This is a genomic window from Paraburkholderia sp. TE9906 (assembly GCF_056279605.1).
In genome coordinates this window covers 121,793-137,486 of the sequence record NZ_JBWCCT010000014.1, presented here as the reverse complement: position 1 = coordinate 137,486, position 15,694 = coordinate 121,793, and the positions used below count along the sequence as shown (strand labels likewise).

Here is a 15,694-nt window from a genome sequence, read left to right as displayed (position 1 = left end):
TCAATGGTCGAGCCGCTCATCGTCTTCCGCCTGCGAACGCTGATAGGCCTGTATCGCGACGTCCTGCTCCCGGCGATACGCTTCGACGGAATCAAAATCGATATTGACCAGCCCATTATGGTCTTTTGGCAAAACCTCCACGAGCTTCCGGATGCGAGAAGTTTCCGGATGTGCGTACGACTCACAAACAGATACGCGGCTGCTTCCGCGATAGTCATAAAGGCTCCCGTCAAACAATGCACGCTCCGCGGAGACATTCACGCTCCACCGTCGAAACTAATTTTCATAGATGCCATTTTTCTCAGGGCTGGCTGGCGATCGTCGACAACAGTCTCCACGTTCGCTCCATCACCCATCCGATTTCCTCGGGAGAAAGATCCCACTCGCCGGCGCTGACCTTGTGACTCAAGCTCTCCTTGACCTTGTCGAGCACTTCGTCGATAGACCAACCGAACCGCCTCATCTTCCTCGAAGCGTATTCGACAAGCTGCCGCGCAAGATCTTCGCAGGCGTCATAACGCGTCCGCAATTGTTCCTCGGTAAGCGCGGATTGATATCGCGCGTCCACTCGACGTACAAGAAGCTTCGGCTGGGCGCCAGACACCGCCCCCGGTGCAGGCTGTCTCGGAAAGTCCTCAGGAACGTCATGCTGACTGGTCATCTTCGTCTCCGTCATCATGAGTCGTGCCGTTGTCACTCGCATCCGGGATGCGTTCGCGATGTTGCGGAGGCCCTAGTGAGCTATTCGACCGACTGTCCGTCGCCGCCGCCCAGAGCGTAGGTAATGCTGCGGCAGACACATCGAGGTCTAGCTTGAGGGGGTAATGCCTGAGCAGTCCCTCTGCCACTGCCTGGATCCGGCCACCAATGGTTACCCCATCCGAACGTGCGAGCATCTGCAAAAGCTCTCGCGTGCCCAGTATCGCTTTGGTGCGCTCAGTTGGAGTCGTCATCATCGGCTCCGTTAAACATGCGTTCGGTCACATCGGTGTATGCCTTAACCTCATATAGTTCACACCAGCGCGACCAGACGTAGTCAACGTTTAATGACGAACCATTCGGTCCTATCAGTTCGTAGATGCGCCCTGTCTGCGTTCTACCCTCGCGAGCGACCGGGTCGAACGCAACTATCGGGGAACTGACGCGCCCCGATGAGTCGAACATATCGACACCCACAAAATGTCGGCTGCCGTCTTCCGTCTCGAATACGCGCCATCGAGACAGTGGAATTCTCGGCAATTCAGACGCGGGAAGTGGTTTCCAGATCGGCATCGCAGTCTCCTCAAGGTTGAATGTCACAATCGAAGAGAGGATGCGCGAGTGCTGTCTGACGCAAGCGGGTTGCGTAGATGACCGGAGAGCCTCGGATCGGTGGAGCGGGCAGCCGGATGGAATCGCGAACAAGATTTCCACAGTTGCAGCTCTGTTGCGTGCCCAGATTCGACTCATCACCGGCTCCCAACGTACCCTCTCATAAAATGGGGGCCTGACCTAGCGGACGGTCGATGGGACGAATAGAGGCTCGTTTCTGGTGCTACACGCCGGCATTGCACCGGCTTAAGACTACTAAGTTAGGCAATACACGCAGAACTTTCAAGCTTCCAGACGCCCCTAATCAGAGACGTCACGCGATGAGTTCTTGCCAACGCAGGTGTTCCTGCTAGTCTCCTTGCACGGACAGCTCTGCTGGAGAAACCATGGACCAGTTCGACGACGATGAGTACGAGTGCTACACCTGCAATCGGAGATTCCGCTCAGCCGTGTTCTCTATATCGCGGGAATGGAACCGTGCTCATTATCACGAAGGCGAACCCGAGGTCGAAATCTCCGGGAGCGAAGGCCTTGAGTGTTACTGCAGCGAACCCTGCGCCGTTTTGGGGCGCAACGTGGTGATGGCAAGGGAGCACGTACCGATTTCCTACCCAAGAATTGGGCCGATCGAATCCTGCTCCAAATGCGGAGGTCCAGTCGACATGGCGGAATTCCACGTAACTTATTTGGAAAGTTACGACGTACACAGGAACGGCTTTACGCTGGACACTGTCAGTTTGAACTACCTCGCGGTGCTGTGTCGCAAGTGTGGGCCGCTACTGTCCGACAGGCGGACTACCACAAGAACTGAAGCCGAGAAAGCTGAAACCGAATAGCGCGCCAAACAAGCTCATTCCTACGTGGGCTAACCGTGGCGCGAGGCGCCACACTTACGCTTCACGCGAACTGCTCGCTCGAGAGACGCATCCCGTGACGCGCCAGGGATATGCCTTCTCGAAACGCCTCAGGCGCTGCGGAGAAAGACGATACCGTCGTTAGACGTCCACTCGAACATATTCCGCATGTCTTCGTAGATATTGTAAAACCACTGTTCCGCGAGGATCCTCTCGCTCCCGTCCGCGAACTGCTCCCCAAACGCCTTCGCACGTTCATCCCATTTCGCGAACTGCGCCGCCATCCGCGCTGCCGCCAACGCACCAATCGTACCTTCCTGATGCCAGAGAAAGTATTCGCGAAAGTCAACGGTACTCCCCTCAGCCAGGATTTCGTCGTCGGTATAGCCGACCAGCTTCCGCAACACCTGAACCCAGTCACGGCAGACACGCCAATGAGGAAAGCTGAAAAAGACGGTTTCCTCGCAGCGGTAGGTTGCGTCTGCTGGCTGTAGTCCGCGACGAACCTAAACGTAACCGGTGCATGCTGGCGTTTGCCTATGATGCGGCGCTTCGTCGGGAGGAACTGTGCCAGCTTCATGGCAGCGATCTCGATCCTGCCCACCGGCTGCTGCGTATCCGAGCGGAGACGACCAAGGGTCACCGGGAGCGTGTCGTGCCGTATTCCCAAACTTCCGGCGAACTGCTGCGCGACTACCTTCGGCACCGGCATGTCCTTGCCGGCGATCGGCACGCGCTGTTCCTATCCGAATCGCCCCGCAACCATGGCGCGCCCATCACGCTATGGACGTGGTCCAAGGTAGTCCGATCCATTGCGCTTCGTGCCGATGTGCCGGCGTTCTCGACCCATACGCTGCGCCATCTCTGTCTGACCGATCTCGCCCGCTCGGGCTGGCAACTGCATGAGATTGCCCGGTTTGCCGGTCACCAGAATCTGGAGACGACCAGGCAATACGTGCATTTGTCGGGACATGATCTGGCCGACCGGTTCGCGAAGACCATGCGTCAGATCCACGCGTGGCGTGTCGACGCCCTGGCTTGCGTCGCCGATGCGGAGTAACGATGATGAACTCATCCCGGGCCGCACGCGCCCCGAAGCCTGACGCCCGTCTGTGGACGTGGCCGATTCAGATCACGGACTATGATCGCAGAAACCAACTGACGGCTGCCGAGCAGAAGGTGTTGAGGTTCGAGCTCCCTCTTGCTATGGCCAGTGAACGCACGGTAAAGGCGGTCCTTAGCAGGCTGTCCGGTCTTGAACGTCTACTCGCTCCAATCGACGACGCGCTCGCCGTTGTCGACAGCAAGCGTGTTTACAACGATCGTGTAAGGCTGATGCTTCTTCAGTATTGCGAGATGCAAAGGGCAACGTTCTGGGCGTGGGACGCGACGGTATGGCGAACTGTCCTGGGAACCACGCAACAAGCGTTCTTCACCGCACACCGCCCGACGCCCCGTGCGGGCGGTGAACGCCAGGCGTTGATGGCTGTTGCCTACCTGCTGCACTGTTTCCACGACATTCCCAGCCTGGGCGAGGTAAAACGGGTCGCGCTGGCCGAGAAGGTCTTCGGCAAGGAGCGAATCGCAGATACGCTGCTGCGCGTTACCGAGATATCGGCAGCGTGGGGATATCATGGTCCCTGCAAACCGTTGATGAGTCTGGTCGCAGAACTCCTGCTCATCAACCAGCGCCCCGAACTTGAGTTGTTGACGACCGAGTTCATTGAATCGATCCGCAGGCGCTGGCAGGACTCGAACTATCGCAGTTCACTGTACTTCCAGCTCTTACGCGTACTCGCAGCGCTCGGGATTATCTCTGCAGAACCAAAGATCCGAAACCGGGTTGACTGCGAACGTATTTATCGAGCGAGAACCGCTGGCCTGTCCGGGGATTGGGTTCTTGCAGTAGAGCGGTGGGAGGCAACCAGCACGTTGACAGCATCCAGTCGCAGGCATCTCCGCGACACGGTGCTCAAGGCTGGCCGTGAGTCAGAGTCAAAGTGATCACTTTGACTCGACGAATTCCATTTGGACCGCGCGAGTGTTCAGCACAGGTGTTTTTTCCGGGAGTGCTCAAACGGGCCTCGATCATTCTGACAGGGATATTTTTTTCCGCCGCAGCCCCCGGAATTGGGACTGAAATCGGTCCTCTCTGCGCTTGCAGCAATAATTTTGCACCGGCGTCTGCGACAATTCCAAACTTCAGTAGTCGACGGTCGCCTCATTATCGGACCACATCTTTTTTGCGTCTTCTCTCAAAGTTTCTAATTGTCGTTACCGCAACCCTCACGGACTATTGATGTAGCGGCCAAGTCGGGGCAAAATGCCGACCGATCGGTTCTCAATCCGATCGAACAACAGGCTGCTTGACTACGCACCCAAGCCGGCGCGTGTGTAATTCTATGCGAATGTGCAACTCCAAACACCTCGCAACAAATAGAACTCTGCGCGGCGGTGGCCCTGCTGGACAACTAGAAGTTTAAGACAACTTCACCGTGGGTCGGTTTCCGGGCATTAAAAATAGCTGCCGGTCGGTTTCGGCAATCTACCAGCCACAGCTAGGGCGATCATTTATAAAACTATCGTTGGCGCATACGCGCACCCTATCCCGTTCCAATGTTGCAACTTCATCGTCAAGCAAGGGGCGGACGCAACGCGGCATAGAAAGCCGATTGCGCGTCAGTGTACGGAACACACATTGGCAGACCGTTGACTCAATTGCGCAGCGGTCTCAAGCTATCAATGTGAAGCTGATTCAACGAATCGCGGGTGTAACTGCCACTTTAAAAATGGAGGCTCAATTTTGCCCGAAACATTCCAGCATCATCGATGGGTCGACCGCCGCGAGGAGACGATTTTGGGCGGCGTAACCCGCCGCTACATCACTTCCGAACGCGTCATGATTGGGCAAGTCACCTTGCGATGTGGCGATGTTGTGCCAGAACACGTTCATCCGAATGAACAGTTTACTTTTGTCGTCGAGGGCGCAATGCATTTCTGGATGGGAGATGATATCAGCGGCGTGATCGTCCGCGCAGGCGAGGTGATTATTATTCCGTCGGGCATGTCACACCGGGCCGAAGTGTTAGAAGACACAGTAGAATATGACATTTTCAATCCGCCACGTGCTGATTGGATAAACGAGGGAGATCCATTGCTCCGTACGTGAACACGAAAGACACGAACGCGCACTCTGAGTTCCGGTTCCCGGCTATCGCGCTCGCGCTTGTCCCGAATCACATGTTTGGATAGTTTGGACCACCGCCGCCTTCCGGCGTGGCCCAGACGATGTTCTGCGTCGGGTCCTTGATATCGCATGTCTTGCAATGCACGCAGTTCTGCGCGTTGATCACAAGGCGCTCGCCGCCGTCGTCGTTCTTCACGAACTCGTACACTTGTGCCGGGCAGTAACGCGACTCCGGGCCGGCGTAGGTTTGCCAGTTCACGTTCACCGGCACCGAAGGATCTTTCAGCGTCAGGTGTGCGGGCTGGTTTTCCCCATGGTTCGTGTTCGAGATGAACACTGAAGAGAGCCGGTCGAATGTCAGTTTGCCATCCGGCTTCGGATACGTGATTGGCTTGCACTGTGACGCGGGCTTGAGCATCTCGTGGTCCGAATACTGGTGATGCAGCGTCCAGGGCACATTGCCGCCCAGCAGCTTCTGCTCGATACCGACCATCAGCGTGCCAAGGTACAGGCCCTTGCTCATCCACTGCTTGAAGTTGCGCGCGCGATGCAGTTCGGTGTGCAGCCACGAAGTCTTGAAGGACTCCGGATAGGAGGTGAGTTCATCGCTGGTGCGTCCAGCCTGTACGGCTTCAAAAGCCGCTTCAGCAGCCAGCATGCCGGTCTTGATCGCGGCGTGCGAGCCCTTGATCCGCGATGCGTTCAGGAAGCCCGCGTCGTCGCCGACCAGCGCGCCGCCGGGGAACACCAGTTTCGGCAGCGACATCAGACCGCCAGCGGTGATCGCCCGCGCGCCATACGACACGCGTTTGCCGCCTTCCAGAATCGCGCGGATCTCCGGATGCGTCTTGTAGCGCTGGAATTCCTCGAAAGGCGACAGGTACGGATTCGTGTAGCCGAGACCGACCACGAAGCCCACCACCACCTGGTTGTTATCCATGTGATAGAGGAACGAGCCGCCGTAGGTGTCGTTCTCCAGCGGCCAGCCGGCGGTGTGCATCACCAGACCCTGCTTGTGCTTCGACGGATCGATTTCCCACAGTTCCTTGATGCCGATACCGTAGACCTGCGGATCGGCGCCTTCGCGCAGCTTGAATTTGTCGTTCAGTTGACGGCCCAGATGCCCCCGCGCGCCTTCGCAGAAGAGCGTGTATTTCGCGTGCAGTTCCATGCCGAGCTGGAAGTTCTCGGTCGGCTCGCCGTCCTTGCCGATGCCCAGATTGCCGGTCGCGACGCCTTTTACCGAACCGTCGTCGTTGTAGAGAATCTCGGCAGCCGGAAAACCGGGGAAGATTTCCACGCCCAGCGCCTCAGCCTGCTGACCCAGCCAGCGTGTTACGTTCGCGAGGCTGATCACGTAGTGACCACGATTCCTGAAGTTGTCCGGCAGCGCCCAAGTCGGCACCGCCTTCGCGCCCGTTTCGGAGAGAAACAGAAAACGATCCTCGCTGACCTCGACGTCCAGCGGCGCGCCTTTTTCCTTCCAGTCGGGAATCAGCTCGTTCAAGGCTCGCGGATCCATCACCGCGCCCGACAGGATATGAGCCCCGATTTCCGAGCCTTTCTCGAGCACGCACACACCGATTTCGATGCCCTTTTCAGACGCACGCTGCTTCAGGCGGATCGCCGCAGACAGCCCAGCTGGGCCGCCACCGACAACTACAACGTCATACTCTATCGACTCTCTCATCACCACGCATCCATCTCCCTGCAATTGTCCTGCGGCCTGCAGCAGAGCTGCACGTCGGTCGCCTCACACGTCAAAGATATTTAATGACAGGCCTCAAAGGCTCCTGCGGAAATACGCGCCACATTCCGTCTTCATGTCGGAAAAAAAGTATCTCGACGACATCGGTCGCTCGCGATGCCTCGACGCGCACCGCGCTACCGTGCCTGGCATCACCAGTTCGGAAAGGCGTGATACGCGTTGGTATGGCGCCATTCGAGATCAGCCAAATGTTCACTATTGATAGTAATGAATTCGTCGATTCATCCATTAACCCCTCCGTGCACGCACTCTCAGAATGAGCGAGGCAGCCCAAGAATGTGCTCCGCGACGTACGAGAGAATCAGGTTGGTCGAAATCGGAGCAACCTGGTACAGACGTGTTTCCCTGAACTTCCGCTCGACATCGTATTCGCAGGCAAAACCGAACCCGCCAAACGTCTGAAGGCACGTATTCGCGGCCTCCCATGACGCCTTGGCCGCGAGGTACTTCGCCATGTTCGCTTCGGCACCGCATGACGCATGTGCATCGAAGAGTTCGCACGCGCGAAAGCGCATCAGGTTGGCAGCGCTCACCTCGATATAATTTTCCGCGATCGGGAACTGCACGCCTTGGTTCTGCCCGATAGGCCGGTCAAACACGATTCGATCTCCGGCGTATTGCGAAGCCCGGTTCAAAAACCACCAACCATCGCCAATGCACTCAGCAGCAATCAGCGTCCGTTCGGCATTCAGGCCATCAAGGATGTAGCGGAACCCCTTGCCTTCCTCTCCGATGAGGGTTTCCGCGGGAATCTCGAGATTGTCAAAAAACAGTTCGTTGGTCTCGTGATTGACCATATTGGGAATGGGCCGCACGGTGAGACCGTGACCGACAGCTTCTCGCAGGTCGACAAGAAAGATTGACAACCCATCAGACTTCCGTTTGACCTCGTCGGCCGGAGTCGTGCGCGCCAGCAGGATCATGAGCTCCGAGTGCTGCACGCGCGAAATCCACACCTTTTGGCCATTGATGACGTAGCGGTCGCCCTTCTTCACGGCGACCGTCTTAATCTTGGTGGTGTCGGTACCAGTGGTGGGTTCCGTCACCCCCATCGACTGAAGCCGCAATTCACCGCTGGCAATCTTGGGTAGATAGCGACGCTTTTGTTCCTCCGAGCCGTGTCGCAGCAATGTGTTCATGTTGTACATCTGCCCGTGACAGGAGCCAGAGTTTCCACCGTTCCGGTTGATTTCCTCCATGATGACAGACGCTTCAGTCAACCCTAGTCCCGAGCCACCGTATTCCTGCGGGATCAGCGCGGCGAGCCATCCCGCACTCGTCAGGGCATCAACAAATGCCTCGGGATAAGCGCGCGCTTCATCAATCTTGCGCCAGTATTCATCCGGATAGTCTGCGCATAAGCCCCGCAAGGCGTCGCGGATTTCCTGGTACTTGTCTTGGATGGGAAATTTCATGGGTTCTTTCTCTTGTAAAGGGTAAGCAGGCCTAAGGCGATCACTGCGCCGCTTCACGAATCATGTTGCGTGCAATCACGAGCTGCTGAATCTGGCTAGTGCCTTCGTAGATGCGGAAAAGACGCACATCGCGATAGAACCGTTCAATACCGTAGTCGCTGATGTAACCGGCTCCGCCATGAATCTGTACGGCGCGGTCCGCCACCCGGCCGCACATTTCTGAAGCAAAGAGCTTTGCGCAGGACGCCTCGGTGCTCACGTTCTCCTTGTTGTCGCGACGACGTGCAGCGTCGACAACCATGCAACGCGCTGCATACAGTTCGGCCCGGCTATCCGCGAGCATCGCTTGAACGAGCTGGAAGTCTGCAATTGGTTTTCCGAACTGCTTACGTTCCATTGCATAGCGCAGCGTGTCGTCGAGCATGCGCTGCGCTACCGCGACGCAAATAGCAGCAATGTGGATACGTCCCTTATCGAGCACCTTCATTGCAGTCTTAAACCCCTTGCCCTCTACTCCACCTATTAGGTTTTCCGCCGGCACCCTGCAGTTCTCGAAAATCACGTCGCAGGTATGGGCGCCCTTCTGGCCCATTTTCTTGTCGCGCTTGCCGAAGCTCAGACCAGGCGTGCCCGCGTCGACGATAAAAGCAGAGATGCCGCCAGAGCTTTTGTCATCGGGATTGGTGCGGGCCATAAGCGTAAAGATGCCCGCTTGCGGCGCGTTCGTGATGAAACGCTTTGTGCCGTTGATGACGTAGAAGTCACCGTCGCGCTTAGCAGTCGTTCGCAGCGATGCTGCGTCAGAGCCAGATTCCGGTTCGGTCAATGCAAACGATGCGATCAGCTCGCCCGTTGCAAGACGCGGCAAATAACGCGCCTTCTGTTCCTCCGTGCCGTCGAACAGAATGCCCTGAGAGCCGATGCCCACGGTTGTGCCTATCAACGAACGAAATGCGGGCGATGCACGCCCCAGTTCGAACATCGTGAGCACCTCCTCTTCCATCGTTAACTCGAGGCCGCCGTAGGACTCGGGGATAGTGAGCCCAAACAGGCCCATGGTCTTCATGTCGTCGACGATATCCTGTGGAATTTCGTCGGTATCGGCCACAGTTTCCTCATTGGGAATGAGGCGCTCAAGGACGAAACGCGCGATGTTATCGCGCAGTACGTTCATTGTTTCGTGATCGCGGATCATTTCGTCGCGTCTCCAATTGCTTTGTCAGGCACTCATGCTGCGTTTGTGCAATCACCACGTCAACGGGATCAGTGGAATCGTTCCGTACATTGGCGAAGCAGTTCTGCTCGAAATAACTCCTTGAAACGCAGATGCACAACAACACCGGCGAGGCGTCGGCTCAGCCGGAAATTTCAGAGTACGGAAGAAAACTAGCGAGTGCGTTGACAGTCACCGTGCCGGGGGCCATTGTGGGCACACAGCGAGCATGCTTGCGCACGCCGCGGCGATACCTCCGAAGGGCATGGTGCCGCGCGCAAATTGAGTTCATTGAAACGGAGACGGAAGTGAAAGACAAAGACATGATGTCCGGCAAGGTGGTGATTGTTACCGGTGCTGGCGGTGGAATCGGCCGTGACATCGCATTGCTAATGGCGCGTTATGGCGCTCGTGTGCTGGTCAACGATATCGGAGCATCACTCGACGGCTCGGGCCGCGACACGACACCGTGCCAGCGTGTCGTCGAAGAAATTCGCGAAGCCGGCGGGGAAGCCGCCGTGAACGCGGACAGCGTTGCGGAAACGGGCGCCGGCGAGCGCATCGTTTCTCAAGCGCTGGATGAATTCGGCCGGATCGACTGCGTGGTAAACAATGCCGGAGTGTTGCGCGATCGCTTCTTTCACAAAATGTCCGACGAAGAATGGGACGCTGTTCTAAAGGTCCATCTCTACGGCACTTTCGGCTTGAGCCGTGCCGCCGCGCCGCACTTCAAGGAACAGGGTGGTGGCACGTTTGTCCACATGACTTCGACCTCTGGCTTGATCGGAAACTATGCGCAGGCCAATTACAACGCAGCCAAAATGGGCATTGCAGGCCTGTCTAAGTCAATCGCGCTCGACCTCGAAAAATTTAATGTTCGTTCGAACTGTATTGCACCTTTCGCATGGAGTCGCATGGTCAGCTCGATTCCGACCGACACGCCCGAACAGGCCGCTCGCGTGGAAAAGATCAAACAAATGACGCCAGCCAAGATTGCGCCACTCGCAGTATTTCTCGCGGGAGATGCGGCGGAAGATGTCAACGGCCAGATTTTCACCGTACGTAACAACGAGATTTTTCTGATGAGCCAGCCGCGCCCGGTGCGCTCGGTCCACCGCAGCGAAGGCTGGAGTCCAGAATCGATTGCTGCCCACGGTATGCCCGCGCTTAAGGCTTCGTTCGTGCCGATGGAACGTTCCGGCGACGTCTTCAGTTGGGATCCGATGTGAACGTCGCAACGAGCAAGATTTCGCTTTTCCATGGCGTTTTTCGGACAGAGTTACGATGACTATCGATTACCATGCGTTAAAGGCTTGGCCATTCAAAGACGTCGAGCACACCTACACCGAACGCGAAACAGTCCTGTACGCGTTGAGCGTCGGTTTTGGTAACAATCCACTCGACCCGGATGCGCTCAATTACACCTATGGGCCGACCCTTTCGGCCGCTCCGACAATGGCCGCGGTACTGGGCTTTCCCGGTCAGTGGATGAAGAATCCGGAGAGCGGCATCAACTGGGTCAAGGTCGTGCACGGGGAGCAGCTTATCCGACTGCATCAGCCGCTTCCCTCCGCTGGCACGGTGATAGGCCGCTCCCGTATCAAGGCCATTGTCGATAAAGGTCGAGGTAAAGGCGCACAGGTACTCATCCAGCGCGATGTGCTCGACAAACAGAGCGGCGCACTCCTCGCAAGCGTTGAACAGTTAAATTTCTGCCGCGGCGACGGCGGCTTCACGGAAAACGGGCAACCCGGTGACGCCCCCCTACCCTCTGCGCCGAACGTGCCACAAACGCCCCCGGAACTGGTGTGCGATATCAGCACACGTCCCGAGTCGGCGTTGCTGTACCGGCTTAACGGCGACCCCAATCCATTGCATGCGGACCCCGAAGTTGCAAGAGCCGCGGGATTCGACCGTCCCATTCTGCACGGACTGGCGACCTATGGGATAGCCGGTCATGCAATCCTCCGGAGTATGTGCGGCTACGACTCACGACGCCTGAGAATGCTGCATGTCCGCTTTTCCGCTCCAGTAGTCCCGGGGGAAACCATTCGCACGGAGATGTGGACACATCCCGAGGACTCCACACGCGTATCGTTCCGTTCGAGGTCTTTAGAACGGGACACTGTAGTCCTCAACAACGGCATTGCAGAACTTGCGTAGCACCAGGGTGCTAATGCTCACCTGACAAATCCAGTCAGGTGAGCGTTTCGCGCATTCCGCTAGTTATACGAGAGTGTTGCGCCGGGCGCCGTCTACTCGGTCGATACCTGACTCGGTGATGCGGGGCGCCGTAATCGGGTCAAAACTGAAAGCGCCGAGGTGCCCCCAGGCCGAGTTGTATTGCACGGGCATGCGCGCGGCTTCACTGCGTTGCAACTCCACTGCGGCGCGTAGCGGCCAGTACGGGTCGCGGAGCATCTCGCGAGCAAGCATGACGACATCGGCATTCCCTTCACGAATAATCAACTCGGCTTGTTCCGCCTTGTCGATAAGTCCGACTGCCGCCACAGAGATGGCGGCACCCTGCCGTACCGACGCGGCGCCCGGCACCTGGTAGCCAGGCCCCACTGGAATGCGCGGGCGAGGCACGCCGCCGCCCGAACTGACATCAATAAGGTCGACGCCGTCCTCCTTGAGCCAGCGCGCCAGTTGCACCGTGTCTCCGGTGCTCCATCCGCCTTCAACCCAGTCAGTAAATGAGAGCCTGAAAGCGAGCACGCGATTGTCCGGCCAAACCCGGCGGATAGCCTGTGCGACCTCGCGCGTAATTCTGCATCGCCCCTCAAGAGAGCCACCATAGGCATCGGTGCGTGTGTTCGAGACGGGCGAATTGAATGAATGGAGCAGATAGCCGTGAGCCCCGTGGACCTCTATCCACTCGTACCCGGCCTCAGCGGCACGTTGTGCTGCCAATGCGAAAGACTCGACAACATGCGCAATACCGCCCACCGACAGTTCGTTCGGTACGGTGTAGCCTGCATCGAACGCGAGACTGCTGGCCCCGTCGGGCTGCCAGCCCCCCTCGTCCACCGTCAATGGCCGGCCTTGCGTTTGCCCCGGGTCTGACTCCCAAGGCGGCACACGCGATGCCTTCCGCCCCGCATGGGCAAGCTGGATTGCAGGAACAGCGCCCTGAGCCGCAATGAAGCGAACGAGCTCCCGATGTCCCGCAGTGTGTGCATCTTCCCACAGCCCAAGGTCTGACGGCGTGATGCGTCCTTCAGGCACAACGGCTGTCCCTTCCGTCACCACCAGGCCAGCGCCGCCTACAGCGCGCGAGCCCAGATGCACCAGATGCCAGCTATTGACGAATCCGTCCACCGAACTGTACTGGCACATTGGCGAGACGCCAATCCTGTTCCGCAGTGTTACACCCCGTAGCTTCAGGGTATCAAAAAGACCTGGCATTTCGACTTTCCTTGCAGGCGGACGCCCGTTGGTGTTAGCCCCAGCTCAGCTGTGGTCGGGCAGAAAGTACTGCACTTCAAAAAGCACGCAACCTCGCTGCGACCGGAACGGACCGTGAGGTGTACCAGGCGGCCTGCACGAATACCGATATTCGTTCCCTCCGGGCGCAGATGCGTCGTTTTCACCGTCTATCGCGCCGTCAAGCGGAAGGAGGTCACCGGAGAGCACAAACACTTCCTCCCAGTATTCGTGCACGAGCGCGTGACTGGTAGAAGCGCCGGGTGCAAAACGTACAAGCCGCGAGCGCCCACCCCGTTTCCTTATTTCATCAAGGTCATCGGCCAGCGGCTGGACCTCAAGTCCGTCAGGGAACCCTTCCAGCGCAAGCCATCCCTCGTCAGGCACCGTCGCCATTTCGATGTGGGCCCGCGCCCGTCGTGTTTCCCCTCGCGGGCCCTCATGGTCGTGGGATGCATTCATTCAAACAACTCCTATCTCACGAAACACGTCAATCTGTGCCAGGTCGTAGCCCGCCTCCAAGAGGATTTCATCGGTATGCTCGCCAATCGTCGGGGAGCGCCTGTCGATGGTTGGAGGTGTACGCGAGAGCATTGCAGGCGGAGACACGAGGGGCGCCTCGCCGGCAAGCCCGGGATAGCCCATCCATGTAAATGCACCGGAGGCGCGAATGGCCGTATCGTCGAGCGCCTCGCGCGGAGAGTAGACCGGGCCAGCGGGAATGCGCGCTTCTTCAAGCTCTTCAAGCGCCAACTCCCGTGTACGGGATTCGCACCACTTGGCCATCATGGCACTCAGCAGTTCTCCGTTTTCGCCACGTCGAAGGTCATCGGAAAACCGTGAGTCCTCAAGGAGTTCAGGTGCCCCAATGAGCCGTGCCCAGCGCTTAAAGAGCGGCTGCCCGATGACCTGAACGATAATCCAGCCGTCCGCAACACGGAAAATGTCAGACGGTCCCGCAATGGGGCTGCGATTGCCCGTCGCCTGCCGATTGATCCCCAGTGCAGATTCTTCGATGAGCGCACCGCTCGCGAGATTGAGTGCCGTCTGCAGCAACGACGCCTCGACAACCTGCCCTCGGCCACTGGTGCGCCGCTCGTAGAGCGCCATCAAAGTGCCGAGCGCACAGGAAAGCGCCGTTGAGAAATCCACCGTTGGCACCATGGCTTTGGTTGGGCTATCCGGCAGACCCGACATGTACACCGCGCCGCTCATCGCCTGCCCCACGCCGTCGAAGCCGACACGGTGGCTCGCGTCCTCGTGAGAGCCAAACGCCGATGATGCTGTCAGGATAATGTCCGGCTTGATTGCGCTGAGTGTCTCGTAGTCGAGTCCGAGATTCGCGAGTGTTCGCGGCGGCATATTGGCCACCACCACATCGGTCTCGAGCAGCAGGCGGCGCACGACTTCGCGGCCTTCCGGTCGGTCGATGTCAAGTGTCAGCGAGCGCTTGTTGCGGTTCACCTGCAGGAAGAACGCGCCTTCACCCGTCTCGGTAACCGGCATCACAAAGCGGTCTTCACTACCGCCGACGCGGTCGATACGAATAACGTCCGCGCCAAAATCGGCCAGCAAGGCCGCGCAAAATGGGCCGGCGATGTAGCGTCCGAAATCCAGGACGCGAATCCCTTCAAGAACCTTGGGCATTGTTGGGGTATCCATGCTGTGTCTTCAGAGCGGCGTGTCTTGCGAGAACACTGGTGGTCGCTTTTCGCGGAATGACGCGACGCCTTCGCGCACTTCCGGTCCCCCAAAGCCAAACATTTCCAGTGCAAGCGACGCGTCGAACGTCGGGCCCGCCTGGCGCAGCCAGTTGTTCAACGCATACTTGGTCCAGCGTATGGCCGACGGAGCGCCGTTTGCCAGGCGCGTGGCTATCGAGAGCGCGGATTCCTGCAGCTCGGCTTCGTCAACTGCCAACGACACCAGGCCCATCTGCTCCGCCTTCTCGCCGGTTACCGGCTCGCAGAGCATCAGGTGGTATTTCGCCTTTGCCATGCCGCACAGAAGCGGCCACACGATGGCGGCGTGGTCGCCGGCCGCCACGCCCAGCCGCGTGTGGCCGTCGACTAGCCGTGCAGTGCGTGCGGCCACGGAAATGTCGGCAAGCAACGCGGCTACAAGGCCTGCACCAACCGCTGAGCCTTGAATCGCAGAGACGATAGGTTTGGAGCAGTTGATGATGTTGTAGACCAGGTCTTTGGCCTCGCGCCATACCCGGGCGCGCGCATCGAATGAATCAATCATCTCTTCGACCATCTCGAAGTCGCCACCTGCCGAAAAAGCGCGGCCCGCGCCACACAGCAGCACCGCGCTGACTGAGGGGTCGGTATCGACGTCACGCCACACGCGCGCGATTTCGTCGTGCCCACGCGCATCGAGCGCATTGAGCTTCTCGGGACGATTGAGCGTAATGCGCAAGACGCCGGACGCCGGGCGGTCAAACGCCAGGCTTGTGTACGATGCGTAGGCCTTCAGGCCGGGTTCAGATGTTTCTGCCATGTCTTCTCCGCGTGG

18 protein-coding genes are annotated in these 15,694 nt (G+C 58.3%); 6 read left to right on the top strand and 12 right to left on the bottom strand.

Annotated features, from left to right (window positions below; translation table 11 throughout):
* Genes ACZ9H4_RS29590 through ACZ9H4_RS29575 form a run of 4 tightly spaced genes read right to left on the bottom strand, consistent with a single transcriptional unit; the run spans position 1 to position 1,272 of the window.
* The gene (locus ACZ9H4_RS29590; RefSeq protein WP_476122238.1) at positions 1 to 261 is read right to left on the bottom strand and encodes a hypothetical protein; all 261 of its coding nucleotides are present in this window, start codon (positions 259 to 261) and stop codon (positions 1 to 3) included.
* A gap of 40 nt (positions 262 to 301) precedes the next feature.
* The gene (locus tag ACZ9H4_RS29585) at positions 302 to 661 is read right to left on the bottom strand and encodes a hypothetical protein (RefSeq protein ID WP_476122236.1); all 360 of its coding nucleotides are present in this window, start codon (positions 659 to 661) and stop codon (positions 302 to 304) included.
* The gene (locus tag ACZ9H4_RS29580) at positions 645 to 896 is read right to left on the bottom strand and encodes a hypothetical protein (protein WP_476122310.1); all 252 of its coding nucleotides are present in this window, start codon (positions 894 to 896) and stop codon (positions 645 to 647) included. The genes ACZ9H4_RS29585 and ACZ9H4_RS29580 overlap by 17 nt, the downstream gene beginning before the upstream one ends.
* Positions 897 to 936: 40 nt before the next feature.
* Entirely contained in the window at positions 937 to 1,272 is a 336-nt protein-coding gene (locus tag ACZ9H4_RS29575; protein ID WP_476122234.1) for a hypothetical protein, read from the bottom strand.
* Positions 1,273 to 1,697: 425 nt separating this feature from the next.
* Between ACZ9H4_RS29575 and ACZ9H4_RS29570 the strand changes: the two genes are divergently transcribed.
* Complete coding sequence (locus ACZ9H4_RS29570; RefSeq protein WP_476122232.1) at positions 1,698 to 2,147, top strand: hypothetical protein; 450 nt, start codon at positions 1,698 to 1,700, stop codon at positions 2,145 to 2,147.
* A gap of 128 nt (positions 2,148 to 2,275) precedes the next feature.
* On the opposite strand, the gene ACZ9H4_RS29565 is transcribed toward ACZ9H4_RS29570, so the two are convergent.
* Positions 2,276 to 2,572 carry a hypothetical protein gene (locus ACZ9H4_RS29565; protein ID WP_476122230.1) on the bottom strand — a complete coding sequence of 99 codons (297 nt, stop codon included), beginning with the start codon at positions 2,570 to 2,572 and terminating at the stop codon, positions 2,276 to 2,278.
* Between the two features lie 68 nt (positions 2,573 to 2,640).
* Here ACZ9H4_RS29565 and ACZ9H4_RS29560 point away from each other — a divergent pair, with 68 nt between their 5' ends.
* The 3 genes from ACZ9H4_RS29560 (at position 2,641) to ACZ9H4_RS29550 (ending at position 5,334) form a co-directional block, all read left to right on the top strand.
* The gene (locus tag ACZ9H4_RS29560; RefSeq protein WP_476122228.1) at positions 2,641 to 3,225 is read left to right on the top strand and encodes a tyrosine-type recombinase/integrase; all 585 of its coding nucleotides are present in this window, start codon (positions 2,641 to 2,643) and stop codon (positions 3,223 to 3,225) included.
* 2 nt (positions 3,226 to 3,227) lie between these two features.
* On the top strand, positions 3,228 to 4,169 hold the full coding sequence (locus ACZ9H4_RS29555) for a hypothetical protein (RefSeq protein WP_476122226.1): 942 nt from the start codon (positions 3,228 to 3,230) through the stop codon (positions 4,167 to 4,169).
* 799 nt (positions 4,170 to 4,968) lie between these two features.
* Entirely contained in the window at positions 4,969 to 5,334 is a 366-nt protein-coding gene (locus tag ACZ9H4_RS29550) for a cupin domain-containing protein (RefSeq protein WP_476122224.1), read from the top strand.
* A 67-nt stretch (positions 5,335 to 5,401) separates the two neighbouring features.
* On the opposite strand, the gene ACZ9H4_RS29545 is transcribed toward ACZ9H4_RS29550, so the two are convergent.
* The 3 genes from ACZ9H4_RS29545 to ACZ9H4_RS29535 all read right to left on the bottom strand — a co-directional run bounded on the left by ACZ9H4_RS29545 (position 5,402) and on the right by ACZ9H4_RS29535 (position 9,730).
* Entirely contained in the window at positions 5,402 to 7,042 is a 1,641-nt protein-coding gene (locus ACZ9H4_RS29545) for an electron transfer flavoprotein-ubiquinone oxidoreductase (protein ID WP_476122222.1), read from the bottom strand.
* Positions 7,043 to 7,371: 329 nt separating this feature from the next.
* Positions 7,372 to 8,535: an acyl-CoA dehydrogenase family protein gene (locus tag ACZ9H4_RS29540; RefSeq protein WP_476122220.1), complete on the bottom strand. Its 1,164-nt coding sequence runs from the start codon at positions 8,533 to 8,535 to the stop codon at positions 7,372 to 7,374.
* 40 nt (positions 8,536 to 8,575) lie between these two features.
* The gene (locus ACZ9H4_RS29535) at positions 8,576 to 9,730 is read right to left on the bottom strand and encodes an acyl-CoA dehydrogenase family protein (RefSeq protein ID WP_476122218.1); all 1,155 of its coding nucleotides are present in this window, start codon (positions 9,728 to 9,730) and stop codon (positions 8,576 to 8,578) included.
* 341 nt (positions 9,731 to 10,071) lie between these two features.
* Here ACZ9H4_RS29535 and ACZ9H4_RS29530 point away from each other — a divergent pair, with 341 nt between their 5' ends.
* Positions 10,072 to 10,977: an SDR family NAD(P)-dependent oxidoreductase gene (locus ACZ9H4_RS29530; RefSeq protein WP_476122308.1), complete on the top strand. Its 906-nt coding sequence runs from the start codon at positions 10,072 to 10,074 to the stop codon at positions 10,975 to 10,977.
* A 55-nt stretch (positions 10,978 to 11,032) separates the two neighbouring features.
* Positions 11,033 to 11,911, top strand: a complete 879-nt coding sequence (locus ACZ9H4_RS29525) for a MaoC/PaaZ C-terminal domain-containing protein (protein ID WP_476122216.1) — start codon at positions 11,033 to 11,035, stop codon at positions 11,909 to 11,911.
* A 63-nt stretch (positions 11,912 to 11,974) separates the two neighbouring features.
* Here ACZ9H4_RS29525 and ACZ9H4_RS29520 read toward each other — a convergent pair whose 3' ends face one another.
* From ACZ9H4_RS29520 to ACZ9H4_RS29505, 4 genes are read right to left on the bottom strand one after another with little or no spacing between them, the layout of a single operon-like run.
* Positions 11,975 to 13,159, bottom strand: coding sequence for an NADH:flavin oxidoreductase/NADH oxidase (locus ACZ9H4_RS29520; RefSeq protein WP_476122214.1), 1,185 nt, complete (start codon positions 13,157 to 13,159; stop codon positions 11,975 to 11,977).
* 45 nt (positions 13,160 to 13,204) lie between these two features.
* The gene (locus ACZ9H4_RS29515; protein WP_476122212.1) at positions 13,205 to 13,639 is read right to left on the bottom strand and encodes a cupin domain-containing protein; all 435 of its coding nucleotides are present in this window, start codon (positions 13,637 to 13,639) and stop codon (positions 13,205 to 13,207) included.
* Positions 13,640 to 14,839, bottom strand: a complete 1,200-nt coding sequence (locus ACZ9H4_RS29510; protein ID WP_476122210.1) for a CaiB/BaiF CoA transferase family protein — start codon at positions 14,837 to 14,839, stop codon at positions 13,640 to 13,642.
* Positions 14,840 to 14,848: 9 nt separating this feature from the next.
* Positions 14,849 to 15,679, bottom strand: coding sequence for an enoyl-CoA hydratase/isomerase family protein (locus ACZ9H4_RS29505; protein WP_476122306.1), 831 nt, complete (start codon positions 15,677 to 15,679; stop codon positions 14,849 to 14,851).
* Between the last annotated feature and the right edge of the window lie 15 nt (positions 15,680 to 15,694).